The 16,324-nt window shown below is 69.8% G+C and carries 14 protein-coding genes; 5 read left to right on the top strand and 9 right to left on the bottom strand.

The window, feature by feature from the left end; translation table 11 throughout:
- Positions 1-137: 137 nt before the first annotated feature.
- Together FGL15_RS18620 and FGL15_RS18615 are read left to right on the top strand one after the other, a co-directional pair.
- Complete coding sequence (locus FGL15_RS18620; protein WP_138947010.1) at positions 138-1,493, top strand: O-acetylhomoserine aminocarboxypropyltransferase/cysteine synthase family protein; 1,356 nt, start codon at positions 138-140, stop codon at positions 1,491-1,493.
- Entirely contained in the window at positions 1,490-2,821 is a 1,332-nt protein-coding gene (locus tag FGL15_RS18615; protein ID WP_138947009.1) for an LLM class flavin-dependent oxidoreductase, read from the top strand. The genes FGL15_RS18620 and FGL15_RS18615 overlap by 4 nt, the downstream gene beginning before the upstream one ends.
- A gap of 12 nt (positions 2,822-2,833) precedes the next feature.
- Here FGL15_RS18615 and FGL15_RS18610 read toward each other — a convergent pair whose 3' ends face one another.
- Together FGL15_RS18610 and arfB are read right to left on the bottom strand one after the other, a co-directional pair.
- Positions 2,834-3,820: an NAD(P)-dependent oxidoreductase gene (locus FGL15_RS18610; protein WP_138947008.1), complete on the bottom strand. Its 987-nt coding sequence runs from the start codon at positions 3,818-3,820 to the stop codon at positions 2,834-2,836.
- 111 nt (positions 3,821-3,931) lie between these two features.
- On the bottom strand, positions 3,932-4,354 hold the full coding sequence (arfB, locus tag FGL15_RS18605; protein WP_138947007.1) for an alternative ribosome rescue aminoacyl-tRNA hydrolase ArfB: 423 nt from the start codon (positions 4,352-4,354) through the stop codon (positions 3,932-3,934).
- A gap of 79 nt (positions 4,355-4,433) precedes the next feature.
- On the opposite strand from arfB, the gene FGL15_RS18600 reads away from it, so the two are divergent.
- Positions 4,434-5,441, top strand: a complete 1,008-nt coding sequence (locus FGL15_RS18600; protein WP_240773625.1) for a diacylglycerol kinase family protein — start codon at positions 4,434-4,436, stop codon at positions 5,439-5,441.
- Between the two features lie 7 nt (positions 5,442-5,448).
- On the opposite strand, the gene FGL15_RS18595 is transcribed toward FGL15_RS18600, so the two are convergent.
- From FGL15_RS18595 to FGL15_RS18565, 7 genes are all read right to left on the bottom strand, one after another.
- Positions 5,449-6,165, bottom strand: a complete 717-nt coding sequence (locus FGL15_RS18595; protein WP_138947005.1) for a cyclodeaminase/cyclohydrolase family protein — start codon at positions 6,163-6,165, stop codon at positions 5,449-5,451.
- Positions 6,166-6,189: 24 nt separating this feature from the next.
- Entirely contained in the window at positions 6,190-7,200 is a 1,011-nt protein-coding gene (locus FGL15_RS18590) for a LacI family DNA-binding transcriptional regulator (protein ID WP_158596572.1), read from the bottom strand.
- Positions 7,201-7,249: 49 nt separating this feature from the next.
- Positions 7,250-9,502, bottom strand: a complete 2,253-nt coding sequence (locus tag FGL15_RS18585) for a beta-L-arabinofuranosidase domain-containing protein (protein ID WP_138947004.1) — start codon at positions 9,500-9,502, stop codon at positions 7,250-7,252.
- A 2-nt stretch (positions 9,503-9,504) separates the two neighbouring features.
- Entirely contained in the window at positions 9,505-11,859 is a 2,355-nt protein-coding gene (locus tag FGL15_RS18580) for a beta-glucosidase (RefSeq protein ID WP_138947003.1), read from the bottom strand.
- Positions 11,856-12,749 (bottom strand): carbohydrate ABC transporter permease, encoded by an 894-nt coding sequence (locus FGL15_RS18575; protein ID WP_168223440.1) that lies wholly within the window; start codon positions 12,747-12,749, stop codon positions 11,856-11,858. The genes FGL15_RS18580 and FGL15_RS18575 overlap by 4 nt, the downstream gene beginning before the upstream one ends.
- Positions 12,749-13,708, bottom strand: a complete 960-nt coding sequence (locus FGL15_RS18570) for a carbohydrate ABC transporter permease (RefSeq protein WP_079705845.1) — start codon at positions 13,706-13,708, stop codon at positions 12,749-12,751. Before FGL15_RS18570 ends, FGL15_RS18575 begins: the two co-directional genes overlap by 1 nt.
- A gap of 82 nt (positions 13,709-13,790) precedes the next feature.
- Positions 13,791-15,050 carry an ABC transporter substrate-binding protein gene (locus FGL15_RS18565; RefSeq protein WP_168223439.1) on the bottom strand — a complete coding sequence of 420 codons (1,260 nt, stop codon included), beginning with the start codon at positions 15,048-15,050 and terminating at the stop codon, positions 13,791-13,793.
- Between the two features lie 258 nt (positions 15,051-15,308).
- Between FGL15_RS18565 and FGL15_RS21140 the strand changes: the two genes are divergently transcribed.
- Both FGL15_RS21140 and FGL15_RS21135 read left to right on the top strand, forming a co-directional pair.
- Positions 15,309-15,686, top strand: a complete 378-nt coding sequence (locus tag FGL15_RS21140) for a LacI family DNA-binding transcriptional regulator (protein ID WP_240773623.1) — start codon at positions 15,309-15,311, stop codon at positions 15,684-15,686.
- A complete protein-coding gene (locus FGL15_RS21135; protein WP_240773621.1) occupies positions 15,683-16,306 on the top strand; it encodes a LacI family DNA-binding transcriptional regulator in 624 nt (207 codons plus the stop codon). Before FGL15_RS21140 ends, FGL15_RS21135 begins: the two co-directional genes overlap by 4 nt.
- Positions 16,307-16,324 lie beyond the last annotated feature (18 nt).

Genomic DNA, 16,324 nt, shown 5'->3' with positions numbered 1-16,324 from the left:
CCTCGACGGCGGCGTCGCCGGCCGATTGTGTCCGCGCATGTCGTCGTCACCTGCGCCCATCCCGGTCCCGACCGTAGAGTGCCTGTCACCGACGCCGGGGCGTCGACGACGGCCGAGCTGACGGAGAGGACGAGGCGATGTACGAGCGGGACCGAGGGGGCTTCAGCACCCGACAGCTGCACGCCGGTGGTGCACCCGACGCGCCGCTCCAGCCGCGGGCACTGCCGATCTACGCGAGTGCCGGGTTCGTGTTCACGGACTTCGACGAGGCGGAGCGGCGGTTCGGTCCGGACCCTGGTGGATACAGCTACAGCCGGGTCGGCAATCCGACGATCGACGCCGTCGAGCGCCGTCTCGCCGCACTGGAGGGTGGTGTGGACGCGCTGCTCCTCGGCTCCGGACAGGCGGCCGTCGGCGTCGCCCTGCTCTCCCTGCTCGAGGCCGGCGACCACCTGCTCACCGCGCCGAGTCTGTACGAGGGCTCGCGCAGCCTCTTCACGGAGAACTTCGGCCGGCTGGGGATCACCTCGAGCGAGGTCGCCGATCCGCTCGACGCCGACGCCTGGGCGCGTGCCATCCGACCCGAGACGCGCGCGATCTTCGTCGAGTCCATCCCGAACCCCCGCAACGACCTCACGGATCTCCGTCTCGTCGCCGACGTTGCCCATGCGCACGGGGTCCCGCTCATCGTCGACAACACCTTCGCCACGCCCTACCTCCTGCGTCCCATCGAGCACGGCGCCGACATCGTCGTCCACTCGGCCAGCAAGTTCCTGGCGGGCCACGGCACCGTGCTGGGCGGGGTCGTCGTCGACGGCGGCACGTTCGACTGGACCGCTCGCGCAAACCGCTATCGACACCTCACCTCGCCGCTCGCCGCGCTCGGCGGGCTCAGCCACGTCGAGGCGGACGGGCGTGCCGCTCTCGCTGCCTACGCACGGGCATCGGTCGCGCTGCGTCTCGGCCCGACGCCGTCGCCGTTCAACGCGTTCCTCATCGCACAGGGCATCGAGACGCTGTCACTCCGCGTCCAACGGCAGAGCGAGAACGCCCTCGCCCTCGCGACCTGGCTGGCGGGCCGGACCGAAGTAGCCTCGGTCGACTACTCGGGACTCAGCGACAGTCCGTTCCGCGGCCTGGCGGATCGGTACCTGCCTGATGGACAGGGATCGGTGTTCTCGTTCACCCTGCACGGCGGACGGGACGCAGCACGGACGGTCATCGACCACGTCGGCCTGTTCACGCGGATGACGAACCTCGGCGACGTCCGATCGCTGATCCTCCACCCGGCCTCGACCACCCACGCCCAGCGTTCGGCCGAGCAGCTCGCGGCGAGCGGCATCGGCCAAGGACTCGTGCGGATCTCCGTCGGCATCGAAGACGTCGCCGACCTCATCGCGGACCTCACCTCGGCGTTCGACGCGCTCCCGGTCCGGGAACCGTCGACGAGCACCGGCGCGAGCGTCACGGCGGACGAGGCGGTCGCCGCATGAGCGCCCGGCAACGCTTCGGCTGGTTCCTGTCACGTGGGTTCGGTCCGCACGGTTGGGGGCATCCGTACCTCGACTGGGACTACCGCTGGCAGGAGCCCGCCCTCTACCAGCAGGCCGTCCGCGAGCTCGAGCAGGCGGGCCTGGACCTCCTGATCATCGAGGACGCCCTCTCGCTGGGGAACCCCGAGACGCTCGACCTCCGCATCCGCGGCGCCTACGGCGGGCCGAAGCACGACCCGCTGAGCCTCGCCCCGTTCCTCTTCGCGGTGACGGAGCACATCGGCATCATCCCGACGGTGAACCCGTTGCAACTGCCGCCGTACCAGGCGGCACGGCAGTTCGCGACCCTGCAGCACCTCAGTCGCGGACGGTTCGGGGTGAACGTGGTGACCGACGTCGGCAGCAGCCGTCACTTCGGTGAGCCGGTCGTGCCGCACGACGTCGCCTACGAGCGGGCGGAGGAATGGCTCGACAGCGTGCGCGCGCTCTGGCGGAGCTGGCGACCCGGCGCGTACGTGGGCGACACCGCCTCCGGACGCTTCGCCGACGGCCGCCACCTCGACCGCGTCGAGCATCGCGGCGCACACTACGACTTCGACGGGCCGCTCAACGCCCTCCCCTTCGCCGAGGACTCCGGTGGGGAGCCCGTCATCGTGTCGCCGGGCTCCTCGCCGCGAGGGCTCGCCTTCACCGGACGACAGTCGGACGTCCAGCTCGCTCTCGCACCGCTCGACATCGCGAGCCTCCGCGCATACCGGAGGCGGGTCCTCGACGCCTCGGCTGCCGTCGGTCGGGACACCCCTCCCGCGATCCTGTTCGTGTTCAAGCCCGTCATCGTGTCGAGCAGTGCCGAGGCGGACCGGCTCGTCGCCGCCTCGGAACAGCCGGACGATGAGACGCTGCGATCCGTCGCACTCGCGTGGTCGAGCGACCTCGAGACGGACCTCACCGCGCTCGACCTCGACCGACCGGTGGACCCGGCCGTCTTCGGCGACCACGTGTCGCGCGGCAGCCTCGACGCGTTGCGCGGACCGCACGAGTCCTTCGCGGCGGTGACGCTCCGGGAGCTGCTCGTGCCCAAGGCACGCCTCGGGCGGATCACCGACGGCAGCGGTGTCGTCGGCACGGCGGCGGAGGTGGCCGACCACATCGAACGCGCCGGCAGTGAGGCGGACAACGACGGGTTCATCTTCTCGGGCGACCTCCATCCGGTGACGGTGCACCGCATGCTCGACGAACTCGTGCCGATCCTCCGACGCCGCGGGATCCTTCAGCGTCCGAAGGTCGACGCACCGCACGGACTCCGGAGCTCGTTGCAGGCCCCCTGAAGGATCGCGTCGTCAGCGGCTCGTGTTCAGGGCTGCTCGTGGTTCTGGCAGGTCCAACTCCCCGCGGGCGACGAGCGAACGGACGGACTCGAGGACCGCCTCCGTCGAGGTGTAGGCGGGTTCGTATCCGAGCAGCGACCGTGCCTTGTCGATCGACGCGCAGTGGCTCCGTACCAGGTGCTCCCAGGTGGTGTCGGCGTGCTCCGTCGGTGTCTCGGCTCGGAAGTGCTCCCAGGTCACCGACTCGAGCTCGGCCGAGCGTCCGAACCAGCCGGCGACGACGTCGGCGTAGCCGCGGACGGTGACCGCGGTGGCCGAGGTCACGTTGAGGTCCTCGCCGGCGACACGGTCCCGGTTCGCGACGGCGAGCTCGAACGCCTGCGCGACGTCGTCGGCGTGCACGTGGTGCAGCAGCTCGGCACCGAGTCCGGGGATACGCAGCGGTGAACCGAGAGCGAGGGTCCGCCAGACCCCGGGGTCGAGGTTGCCCAACGGGTTGATGGGCGCCCACCCCGGTCCGACGATGTGCCCGGGATGCAGGGAGGTCGTCACCAGCCCTCCGTCAGCGGTCTCCTGCTGGAGCAGCCGGGCGATCTGATCCTTCTGGACGCCGTAGTCGCCGAACGGCGCCGTCCCGGAGCCCTCCACGATCGGGACGGACGCGCTGGGACCGTAGCGCCAGATCGATCCGCAGTGGAGCAGCTGGCCCGTGTTGCCGCGCAGTCCCTCGACGAGTGCCGTCGCCGAGGCGAGCGTGAAGCAGACCAGATCGATGACGACGTCCGGGCCGAGGTCCGCGACGCGTCGCGCGAAGACACCGTCCCGGTCCTCGGCCTCCCGATCGGCCCGGACCCGCTCGACCTGGTCCCACTCGGGCGCGTCCGTGTACGGCGACCGATCGCCGCGGCTGACGCTCACGACCTCGTGGCCGGCCCGGACGAGTCGCGGGACGAGGAAGGTGCCGATGTGGCCGGTGCCGCCGATGACGACGATGCGCATGGTGTTCCTCCGTTCGCGCACGACGACGGCGTCGACGGGTGCGCTCTCCGGGAACGCTAATGGACCGGACCGTCCGACGCACGCCCTTGCGGGAGGCTGCGTTGTGACCCGCTAGTCGTCGGAGGGACGTCGTCGTTGCTGTTTGGTGGCGCTCCGCTGCTGTTTCGCGGCGAGGTGGCGTCGCGCCGATCCGCGGGTCGGACGCGTGGGTCGGCGCGTGGGCCCCGGCGGCGCGAGTGCCGACCTGATGCGTGTCGCGAGCGCTTCGAGTGCGAGTTCGCGGTTCCGGAGCTGCGATCGCTCGCGGGAGACGGTCACGGTGATGGCACCGCCGACCAGTCGAGCGCCGAGCCGCTCGAGCAGTCGGTCGCGCTGCTCGTCGGTGAGGACGGCCGACTCGGCCACACTCCACGTCAATTGGACACGGCTGTCGGAGGTGTTCACGTGCTGTCCGCCCGGGCCGGACGACCGCGAGAAACGCCACTGCAGCTCGGCTGCTGGGATCGTCAGTCCGGGCGACACCTCGAGGTCCATGGGGCAAGCGTCTCACGAACCCGCGGCACGGCTCGCGTCCACCGCTGGTTCCGAGCCGGTGCCTCCTATCCTTGACGCTGTGAACGATGCACCAGCCGAACGCGGACGTCGACGCGCAGCCGTCGTCGTCAATCCCTCCAAGGTCGACATCACGGTCCTCCGCTCGGTCGTCGCAGCCGCTGAATCAACGCACGGACTGGCACCCTCCACCTGGCACGAGACGAGCGCCAAGGACGACGGCCGGGGTGCGTCCGCGGCCGCGATCGCCTCGGCACCCTCGGTCATCCTGGTCGCGGGAGGCGATGGAACACTGCGGGTCGCCGCCGAGGCCATCGCCTCCACCGGCATCCCCCTCGGGCTGGTCCCGGCCGGAACGGGGAACCTCTTCGCCCGAGCGCTCGGCCTGCCGTTGGGCGACCTCAAGCGGTCGGTCGACATCGCCTGCTCGGGTCGTGACCAGGTGGTCGACGTCGGTCAGGTCAGTCTCGGGCGCAGCGACGGCACGAACCGGGACGAGGTCTTCCTCGTTATGGCCGGTATCGGCCTCGACGCGCACATGGCCGGCCACACCAATGAGCGGCTGAAACGACGGATCGGCTGGCTCGCCTACTCCGATCCGATCGCGCGGAGCATCATCGGCAACCGGCAGTTCGACCTGCACTATCGACTCGACGACCGTCCGGAGGCGGCCGCCCGAGCGCACACGATCATCGTCGGCAACTCCGGCACGCTCACCGGTGGGGTCCTGCTGCTCCCCGAAGCCGTCGTGGACGACGGCCTGCTCGATGCCGTCATGCTGCGCCCTGGCAAGGGTCCGGGTTGGGGGAACATCGGCTACCGCCTGACGTTCAACCGGATGCTGCACCGCACGCGGTTCGGCCGGCTGGTCGGACGATTCTCGCCGAAGGCACGTGCGATCAGCTACGCACAAGCACGGACGATGCACCTCCGACTCGAGGAGCCGCAGGAGATCCAATTGGACGGCGACTCGCACGGATCGGTGGTCTCGGTCTCGCTGACGAACCTGCACCACGCCCTGATCGTCCGGGTTCCGAGCGGTCCGGCTGCGCGCCCCGGCGTGCGCTGACCACCGGCTACGACGCCGCGTCGGTGGGAGCGGCCTCGGAGTCGATCGACGCAGCAAGTCGGTCGATCCGCTCGAGGGCGCGGTCGAACACGGGGACGAGCTGCCAGAGCCCCGGCTCCTCGGCGCGGACCTCCTCGAGGGAGGCGTGTGCGCTGCGGACCGAACCGAGATCGAAGCTGACGTTGGTCCGCGCTCCCGTGATCGCGGCGCGGAGTGCGCCGATCGCCACCGCCACATCGGCGATCAGCGCCGGGTTGCCGTGCTCGGTCAGCCACGCGACATCGTCGATCGCGTCGACGGCATGCTCGCCCAGCCGTGCCGAGGCCGCGGCAGCCTCGATCGATGCGGCGCGGATCGCCTCGTCGCGTTCGACGCCGGGTGCCAGGTGGAATGCACTGCCGAACGCTCGCGAGGCATGGGCGTCCTCGTCGGCCAGACGGAGCGCCAGCTCGGAGCGTGCCTCAGCGCGAGCGCGGAGTGCGGCGATCGTCGCCTCGGCCTCGGCCTCGGACCCGTTTTCGTCCTGCCCGTTCGCGACCTCGGTGGCATGCGTGGCTCGGGTGTAGCCGGCGACCATCGCGGTGAGACCTGCCGCGATCGCCAGCATGAGTCCGGATGCGGCCCCGCCGCCGGGGTTCCCGGTCGCCGTGCCGAGCGCCTGCATCCACGTCGACACGCTCGAGTGCTCCGTCGACACCTCGTCGGTGTCCGATGATCCCGTCATGGCGACCATTCTCCCGCGTCCGCGTCAGCTCGAGGCGCGGACGATGAGTTCGGTCGGGAACTCAGCCCGATCTCCGGGGTCCGTTCCGGGCTCCGCCTCGAGGACGAGCTGGACCGCACGCGCGGCCATCGCACGCATCGGCTGTCGCACGGTCGTCATCGGCGGCGGCATCAACCTGGACTGCGGGAGGTCGTCGAAGCCGACGACCCTGATGTCGTCGGGGATGCGGAGCTGCAGTTCTTCAGCGGCGCGGTAGACGCCGTAGGCCATCTCGTCGTTGCAGCTGAAGACGCCGATCGGGAGCCCGCCCTGCCTGAGCAGCTTGCGCACGGAGACGAACGCACTCTCCGAGGACCACGGCGACGAGATCTCCTCGACCGTCGCTCCGTCGGCGTGCCGTTCGACCGCCGCTCGGAAACCGGCCTCTCGCGCACGACCGAACCGGTACTTCGGCCGGCCGGTGATGATGAGGAACCGACGTGTCCCCCGCCTGGCGAGATGCCGACCCGCGTCGAAGCCGCCCTGCCAGTCGGTGGACCCGACGCTCGGCAGACTCCGCGCCGGCTCCGCACGCGGATCGAGGAGCGCGACGGGGATGTTGGCCGAGGCGAGGATGTCGAGCTGCGAGACGTTGGGACGGATGAGGCACACGACGACACCGGCCGATCCCCGCGCACGTGCCCGACTGGGCCAGTCGTCGACCATCGACTCGCTCTCCGGCGTGAGTACCAGGTCGTAGTTCGCTGCAGCGGCCGCCCTCCGCACACTCGTCACGACCGTGTTCGCCCACGGGTCGTCCCACTGACTCATCGCCAGGTCGAGCAGGCGTGGGACCGAGCGAGGTCGGCCGCGACGTTGTGCTGCGCGGTCGTAGCCGAGGTCGTGCGCTGCAGCGAGGATGCGGTCACGGGTGTCCGGGGATGCATGGCGCTTCCCGGCGAGCACCCGGGAGACGAGCGACACCGAGCACCCGGATCTCGCGGCGACGTCCGCGAGCGTCACGCTGAGGTCGTCCCGCTCCGGCGTCGTCGTCATGGCTCCATGCTCCCGCATCCCGGGGCGCTGTGCGCGCCGGTACCGGAGGTCAGGCGCCCTCGGCGGTCAGCACTCGGAGCTCGGTGCACCGCGGGGTCTCGCGATCCGGCTGCGCGACGATCGCGAACCGCCGGACACCCCACCCGGCGCTGGTGGGCGTCAACGGGTACTCCGCCCACTCCAGGTCGTCGTCTCGCCCGCCCTCCTGCGGGGCGATCGCGGTGCCGTCGATCTCCAGGGTGAAACCGTGGCCCACTGGGTCGTGCAGCCAGGTCACTTTGACGACCCGGCCGAGGAGATGCGGGTCGACGAGCGTCACGGACAGACGCACGGCCGTGCTCCGCCAGCGGACACCACCCACCGTGCCGCTGGCGCTGGCCACCCCCTCGAATCCGTGATCCGCCTCCGGCTGCTGCTCGCCCAGAGCGACCCGGTCGACCGTCCGTCCGTCGATGCTCGCGGCGCGTCGGTCCCGCTCGACCAAGGCGGTGCGCCGCCGAGCGACGGCGTCCTCGTCCGCCGTCGACGCCACGGGGAACGTGACGGTGTACCGCGCGTCGTGCAGGCCCGCGAACGGTTCCAACCGGATCGGTCCTCGGTCGGAGTCGACGAGGAGTCGCCCGTCGGCGTCCCGGTACGGCACGGCCGACCGCGGGACGATCGGCGCCGCGGCGAGCGGAGTGAGCGGGCCGACCGCCGTGTGCGGGGCGTGGGCGCGGCCGGCCAGCACCACCTCGGTCGGCAGCGACTCGCCACGGGCCGCCAGGACGGACGGACCCCAGAGGAGCGACGTCCATTCCGAGCCATCCGGGTATGGTTCGGCGCGGCCACCCATGGCGAGCTCGAACGACACGGTGTCGCCGTCGCTCCACTCACGATCCACCACGAGGTGGCCGCGTTCGAGTGCAGCGGTCATCGGAGCGCCGTTGACGAGCAACACCGGTGTCGACACCGTCCACCCGGGGACTCGGACGCGGAGCCGGAACCGACGCGGGCCGGTGAGCCCGAGGGTGAGTCCGACCACGCCGTCGGACGGGAAGGCCGTCCGCTGCTCCAGCTTGAGACCGAGTTCCGGGATCCGCACGACGGAGGACGCGAAGAGCTCGACCGACACCGTGTCGTCGTCGAACCGGTACAGCGACTCACCGTGTTTCGCGTGGCTCTCCAGACCGGTCCCGACGCAGCACCAGAAGCTGTGCTCCGGCGAGGAGTAGACGCGGTAGTGGTCGGGTCGCATCGAGGTGAAGTAGACGAGCCCGCCGTGCTCGGGGTGCTGCGATGACAGGAGGTGGTTGAAGAGGATCCGTTCGAGCGCGTCGGAGATCGCCGGGTCGGACTCGTCGGCGCTGAGCCGTCTGCCGAGTTTGATCAGGTTGTAGCTGTTGCAGGTCTCCGGGCCCTCCCTGTCCTCGGTCATCGGGGTGAAGTCGTCGATGGCGTGGAAGTGCTCGCGGACACTGTTGCCGCCGATCGCGACCGTGCGCCGCGTCAGGATCGTCTCCCAGGCGAACCGGGCCGCGCGGGCGAGGGCCGGATCACCGCTCCGAGCGGCGAGGGCGGCGAACCCGACGAACTGCGGGATGCGGGTGTTGGCATGCAGGCCGGTCAGTTCATCGGACCGGCGCGACAGCGGTCCGCTGAGGGCGGTGGCGGTGAAGCGGGCTGCCATCGCGAGATGGCGGGGATCGCCCGTGAGGTCGAGGAGGTCGACGTACGCCTCGTTCATCCCGCCGATCTCGGTCTCGATCATGAGCTGGAAGTGCTCGTCGTCGATCCCGGCAGCGAGCTCCTCCCACCACGCGGCGAGGCGCAGGACGACGTCGCGTGCCACGTGGTTCCCGGTCAAGCGGGCCGCATCGATGAGACCGGCGTACAGCTTGTGCAGGTTGTACCAGGGCACCCAGCGGCCGGCGCGGAACGTCGATTCGGTGATCCCCGCTGCGACCTCGGCCCAGAGCTCGGCACTCCGAGGGACTCCACCGACGTACCCGGTACCCAGGTGGTCCTGTGCGCGGGCCAGTTCGGCGACCGTATACTCCAGTCGGGAGCGCAGGACGTCGTCCCCGGTGGAGGCGACCATCAGGGAGCAAGCCGAGAGGTAGTGTCCGGCGGTGTGGCCGTCGAGTCCGCGCACCTCCCAGTCGTCGTAGGAGGGAGCCCGAGGCTCGAGACCCGCCTCCCGGAGGAACGGGGCGAGCAGGCGGTCGGGTTCGAGGGCGCGCAGGTAGGCGCGGTCGGCCTCCTGCGCCTGGAGCAGGGGCCCACCCGTGAGGATGACCTGGGAGATCGGGACGAACGGCATGGTCAAACCTTCCTCGCGTCGACACGCCGCCAGTCCACGCGGAGCTCGCGCGGCCCGACCAGCTCTCGCCGGCTGCCGGTCACCTCGATCGTGTGGGTGAGCGGACGCTCGAGTGCCGACGGCCCCGAGGACAGCACGTACGTCCCCGGTTCGACCACCCGACGGCCGTCGACCCCGGTGAAGGACAAGCGGTCGGCAGACATCGAGAAACGCACGGTCGTCGACGTCCCGGCAGCGACCGTGAGGCGTGCGAACGCGAGCAGCTCGACCGACGGGCGCACGACCGAGGCCACCGGATCCGTGCCGTAGAGCTGGATCACCTCGACGGCGTCCTCGACACCCACGTTCTCGACCGTGACGTCGACGAGGACCTCACCGTCGACGGCGAGCTCCGCTGCACTCGTGAGCGATCGGTAGCGGACGTCGCCGGCGGTGAGGCCGTGACCGAACGGGAAGAGCGGCGTGGGGTCGAGCACGCTGATCCCGCGGGACGCCAGACCGAGCGGCGGCTGCAGGTAGGTGCCTGGCATGGCCGGTGAGCGAGGGATCTGCACCGGGAGCCGTCCGCTCGGCTGCACGCGGCCGGACAGCAGCCCTGCGACGGCCGCAGCGCCCTCCTGGCCGGGGAAGAACGCCTGGACCAGGGCATCGGCCCGGTCGTAGTCCCCCAGCGCGTAGGGTCGTCCGGACAGCACGGTCAGGACGACGGGCGTCCCGGTCGCGAGGACGGCAAGCACGAGATCGTGCTGACCCCCGGGGAGGCGCAGGTCCTCGGCGTCGCAGCCTTCTCCCGACGTGCCATCGCCGAACAGGCCCGCGATGTCACCCACTGCCAGCACGACGACGTCGGCCGAAAGGGCGGCCTCGATCGCAGCCGGAACGTCCTCCCGACCGGTCTCGGTGATGCTGCATCCCGGTTCGACGACGATGTCAGCCACTGGGAACTCGGCACGAATCGCGTCGAGGATCGTCGGGATGGAGATGCCCAGATCGTGCCCGGGGTGCTTCGACAGCACGTGGTTGGGGAACGCGTAGCAGCCCACGAGGCTACGGAACTGGTCGGCCGCCGGCCCGATCACGGCGATGCGCGCGTCGGTCTGGAGCGGGAGCACTGCGCGGTTCCGGAGGAGGACGACCGACTCCTCGGCCAGTCTCGTCGCGATGGCGCGGTTGCGGGGGCCGTCGAGATCGGTCGATGCGGCGTGCTCCGGCACGAGCGGGCCCCCGTCGAGCAGGCCGAGCTCGATCTTCTGCCGCAGGTGCCGGAGCACGGCCCGGTCGACCAGCCGCTCGTCGAGCGCCCCGTCCTGGACGAGCCTGACGAGGCCGGCACCGTAGCCGGCGGTCTCCGGGAGCTCGACGTCGATCCCGGCGGTGAGGGCGAGCGCGCCGGCTTCCGCCGCACCGCTCGCGACGTGGTGCATGGTCGCGAGGAACGGGATCGCCCAGTAGTCGGCGACGACGGTGCCGTCGAAACCCCAGTCGTCGCGCAGGATGTCGGTGAGCAATTCGACACTGGCACCGGCGGGGACGCCGTCGAGATCGGTGTAGGCGTTCATCACGCTTCGCGCTCCCCCGAGCCGGATCGCCGTCTCGAACGGCGGAAGCACGACATCGGTGAGCTCGCGGCGCCCCATGCTCACCGGGGCGTGGTTCTTCGCGCCTCGGGAGGCGGCGTAGCCGGCGAAGTGCTTGAGCGTCGCCACGACCCCGGACCGCTCGAGACCACGCACGTACGCGGCGCCGAGCTGGCCGACGAGGTAGGGGTCCTCCCCCAGCGTCTCCTCGACCCGGCCCCAGCGGTAGTCCCGGACGACGTCGAGGACCGGCGCGAGTCCCTGATGGACCCCGACCGAGCGGAGGTCGTCTCCGATCGCCTCCGCCATCCGCTCCACGAGCTCCTCGTCGAACGAGGCGGCCCAGGCGAGCGGCGTCGGGAAGGCGGTCGCACCGTAGGCGGCGAACCCCGTCAGACACTCCTCGTGCGCGATCGCGGGGATGCCGAACCGGTTCCCGGCCACGACCTGCTGTTGCCGTTCCCGCAGGCGATCGACGCCCTCGGCCACCGTCACCGGTTCGGTCCCGAAGATGCGCGTCAACTGCCCGAGGCCACCCGTGAAGTCGCCGGTGGGCGCCGATGCCGGCGCAGCCGGGTCGTCGGAGCCGTCCACGCTCGGCGCGAAGTCGCCCGCCGTGTCGGTGAACCAGACCGAACCGAGCTGACCGACCTTCTCCTCGAGGGTCATCTCATCGAGGAGTGCTCGCGCCCGCTCGTCGGGTGACGCCCGTCGGTCGTTCCAGACGCCGCGGACGATGCCCGACGTGGTCGGCGTGACGCCGTCGTGTTGCAGGGTCATCCCTTGAACGCTCCGTCCATGATCCCCGTCACCATGCGCTTGCCGACGAAGATGAACGCGATGAGCAGCGGGATGGTGGCCAGGAACGACCCGGCCATCGCCAGGCCGAGGTCGATCGACCGCTGCGACTGCAGGGCCTTGATCGCGATCTGGACCGTGTACATCTCGGGCGACTTCAGGACGATGAACGGCCAGAGGAAGTCGTTCCAGGATCCGACGAAGCCGAGCAGTCCCAGGACGAACGCCGCCGGTCGTATGACCGGGAAGACGATCCGCCAGAAGATCTGCCAGCTGTTGGCACCATCGAGCCTCGCCGCCTGGAGCAGCTCGTCGCTCACGGAACTCGAGATGTGCTGACGCATCCAGAAGATGCCGAACGCGCTCGCGAGGCCGGGGACGATGAGTGCCTGCAGGGTGTCGACCCAGTCGAGCGCGGAGATGATCAGGTACTGCGGGATCACGCTCAACTGCGTCGGCACGGTCATGGTGAGGACCACGAGGATGAACAGCGCGTTGCGGCCGCGGAACTCCAGTTTCGCGAAGGCGAACCCGGCCAGGGCGCAGAGCAGGGCCGATCCGACGCCGATCGACAGCGCGACGATGAGGCTGTTGATCATCGATTGGATGAACGGCACGGTCTCGAGCACGAGCCCCACGAGGTGGAACAGGTTGTCGCCCGGGTACAGCCGCGGTGGCAGGGTGGTCGCCGTCGCCGAGTCGGTGGTCGCGACGACGAACATGAAGTACAGCGGGAACATGCTCACGACGACGGCGCACACGAGGAGGACGTAGGTGTACCAGGGGATGCGGCCGATCCGGCCGCCGTTCCGTTTCCGGCCGGCGGAGGTCGCGCTCGCCATCAGCTGGGTGGAGTTGAGCGTCTCGGACATCAGCGTCCTCCTCGGGTGCGGGTGGACAGGAAGAAGTTCAGCAGGGCGACGAGGACGACGATCACGAACAGCGCGACGCCGATCGCCGAGCCGTATCCGAACTCGAACTGGCCGAAGCCCTGCTCGTAGAGGAACAGCGTGAGCGTCTGGCACTGTCGTGCCGCACCGCAGGTGAGGCCGGTGGCCGGGTTCACCAGCAGTGGTTCGGTGAACACCTGGAGCCCGCCGATCGTCGAGGTGACGATCGTGAACACGATGATGGGACGCAACGACGGGATGGTGATGTAGACGAACTGCTTCCAGCCGCCGGCACCGTCGACGGCGGCCGCCTCGTACACGTCGCGAGGGATCGCCTGCAGCGCCGCCAGGTAGAGCAGCGTCGTGTAGCCCGTCCACCGCCAGACGACCATGAGCGCGACGAGGAACCACGAGCCGACCTTGTCGTTGAGGAAGTCGACGTGATCACCGCCGAAGAAGCTGATGAGGTAGTTGAAGAGCCCGTAGTCACGGTCGAACAGCTGGGCGAACACGATCGTGGTCGCGGCGACCGAGGTGATGTACGGCACGAGCATCGCCATCCGGAACCCGGTGGCGAAGCGCAGGCGGACGTGGTTCAGCAGGTGGGCGAGGCCCAGAGCGATGACCAGCTGCGGCACCGTGGAGATGATGAAGATCGCGAAGGTGTTGAGCATCGCGTTCCAGAACCGTGGGTCGGCCGCGAGCCTGGTGAAGTTGTCGAAGCCGATGAAGGTCTGCTGACCGATCGGGTTCCAGTCGAAGAGGGACACCACGAAGGTGAACAGGAGCGGGATCAGGCCGAAGACGGCGAAGATCAGGAAGAACGGGGCGATGTAGACGTAGGGGGCGAAGCGTTCCGGCAGGGTGTTGCGGATCCGCGTCCCGATACCGGGTGGCGACTGTTTCGGCAGCAGCCGAGGTGGGGCGATGTGCGTGGTCACGATGATCCTTCAGGGGCGTTCCGGCATGTTGCTCGGCCGGAACGCCCCGGGTCGGAGCGGACGGGTGGACGGGGTCGTCGGTTCAGCCGCCGAGGGCGTCCTTCACGGCCTTCATCGCGACGTCCCACGCCTTGTCCGGTGGGGTATTGCCGGCTTCGACGTCCGTGACGGTGTTGATCATCGCGGAGCCGATCGTCGCCGTCTCCGGACCGTTGAAGAACGGCTTGAACTCCTGCAAGGACTTGCCGAGCACGGCACCGATCTTCGAGTCGCCGAAGAACGGGTCGGTGTAGTCGGCGATCGCCGTGGACTCGTACGCGGAGACCGTGCTGGGCAGGGCGCCGGTGTCGGTGAAGTTCTGCAGCTGCGACTCGGGTGACTGCATCTCCTTGATGTAGGCCCATGCCGCCTCCGGGTTCGCCGCGCGCTTCGGGATGGCGAGGTAGCTGCCGCCCCAGTTGCCGGCGACCTTGGGCACCGTCGTCACGCGCCACTGGCCCGAGGTGTCGGGCGCGTCCGTCTTGATGCTTTTCAGCATCCAGGAGGGAGCTGCCATCGCGGCGAAGGCGCCGTTGGTCTTGCCGGTGCTCCAGCCGGTGGAGAAGGCGGGGACGTTCGCGGTGATGCCGGCCTCGATCGCCTTGATCGAGATGTCGAACGCCTCCTTCACCTGCGGATTCGTGTCGTACACGAGCTCACCCACCGGCGTGTAGTACTTCTCGTCGACCTGGTTCACGGTCTGGAAGAAGACCGAGGTGCCGGCGTTGTCCAGGAACGGCTTCCCGGTGGCGGCGACGTACTGCTGGCCGACGGAGATGAAGTCGTCCCAGGTGGGCCAGAGCGCCGCGACCGCGTCCGGTTCCGACGGCAGGCCGGCGGCCTCGAAGAGGTCGGCGCGGTACGCCATCGACATCCCGCCCACATCGGTCGGCACCCCGATGACGGCGTCGTTCTGGGCCACCGCCTGGTCCCAGACCCACGGCAGGTAGTCCCCGGAGATGTCGTCGGCGCCCATCGTGCTCAGGTCGACGAAGTTGTCGGGGTTGGCGACGAAGTTGGGCATGTCGTCCCCCTGGATGAGTACCAGGTCGGGGACCTTGCCGCCGGCCAACGCCGCGGTGAGCGCCTGGGCGGTCTCCTGCGTGCTGCCGACCTCGGTGAGCTTGACGGTGATGTCGGGGTGCGCTTCCTTGTACTTCTCGACATCGGCCTTCTGGTTGATGCCCGTGAAGGACCAGAACTGGAAGGTCTTGTCATCGCCGCCGCCGGACCCGGAACAACCGGTGACCAGGGCGCCGACCATGACGGCGACGGTTGCTGTTGCTGCAAGACGGAATTTCACTGGAAATCCCCCTCCTATGCGGGATCGTGTTCCGCGGTGTCGCGCTACGTTGCGGTCACCGGCCGGAGATCGCTCTCCGGCTCGCGCCGATGTCGACTGGATCGGGGAGCATCCGGACCGTTCGGGCGTGGTGATCACCATAGGCAGCGGGGTTCCAGGGCACCAGGGCAATATTGCGCAAGTCGGAGACCGCTCTCTCGGATTCTGCGATGCTCGTTGCCAGACCACCGACAGGTGGACGATCGCAAGGGAGCGAGGATGCGCAAACCGACCCTGGTCGACGTCGCCCGAGAGGCCGGTGTCTCCCGAGCGACCGCGTCGCGGGTCCTCGCCGGTGCCTCGACGGTCGACGCCTCGATGGTCGTCGCGGTGCGCGAAGCGGCCGCGAAATTGGCCTACCGCACGAACGTCGCAGCCCGATCGCTCGCCGGCGGCAGGACGGGCGCCGTCGCGATCGTCCTCGCCGCGGGTGAGCTCGAACCGTTCTCCGGATCGTTCGTCGCGGCTCCGCTCAAAGGCGCCACCGCGTCGCTCCTGTCGGCAGCCCAGCAACCCGCACTCTTCCTCGCCGACCCGCGCCAGCTCGACGCGCTCGTCGCCTACCTGGCGGCGCACTACGTGGACGGGCGGTGGTGATCCTGCAGCACGAGATCAGCACGATCACCCAGGCGCTCGCCTCGGTGGACCTCCCCATCGTCTTCGTCGGCCGCCCGATGGGTGAGCACACGGAGGACGTCACCTTCGTCGACTCCGACAATTACGCCGGCGGTCGACTCGCGGCCGAACATCTGATCGCGCTCGGCCGCACGCGGATCGGCGTCATCTCGGGCCCCGCCGACATGGCCGCCTCGAGCGACCGCGTCCGAGGCTGGCGGGACGTCCTCACCGAACGCGGCCTCGACACCCGCGCGGTCGCCCGAGGCGACTTCACCATGCCGAGCGGGTCGTCGGCCATGGCGCGACTGCTCTCCCGGTACCCGGACCTCGACGCCGTCTTCGCGGGCTCCGACCTCATGGCGGTCGGCGCGATGCGCGTCCTCGAGGCCAGTGGCCGTACGGTCCCGGACGACATCGCGCTCGTCGGATTCGACGACACGGTCGTCGCGGCCACGGCGGAGCCACCGCTGACCTCGGTCCGTCAGCCGTTGGAGCAGATGGGCAGGGTCGCCGCGGAACTCGTCATGGAGCTCATCGCCGGCCGGACGACCGCTCCGCGCTGGCTCGACACCACGCTCGTCGTCCGGGACTCAGCCTGACCTTCGGCCCACCGGCCG

Source organism: Plantibacter sp. M259 (genome assembly GCF_006065115.1).
GTDB lineage: Bacteria > Actinomycetota > Actinomycetes > Actinomycetales > Microbacteriaceae > Plantibacter > Plantibacter auratus.
This window is presented reverse-complemented; position numbering and strand designations above follow the sequence as displayed.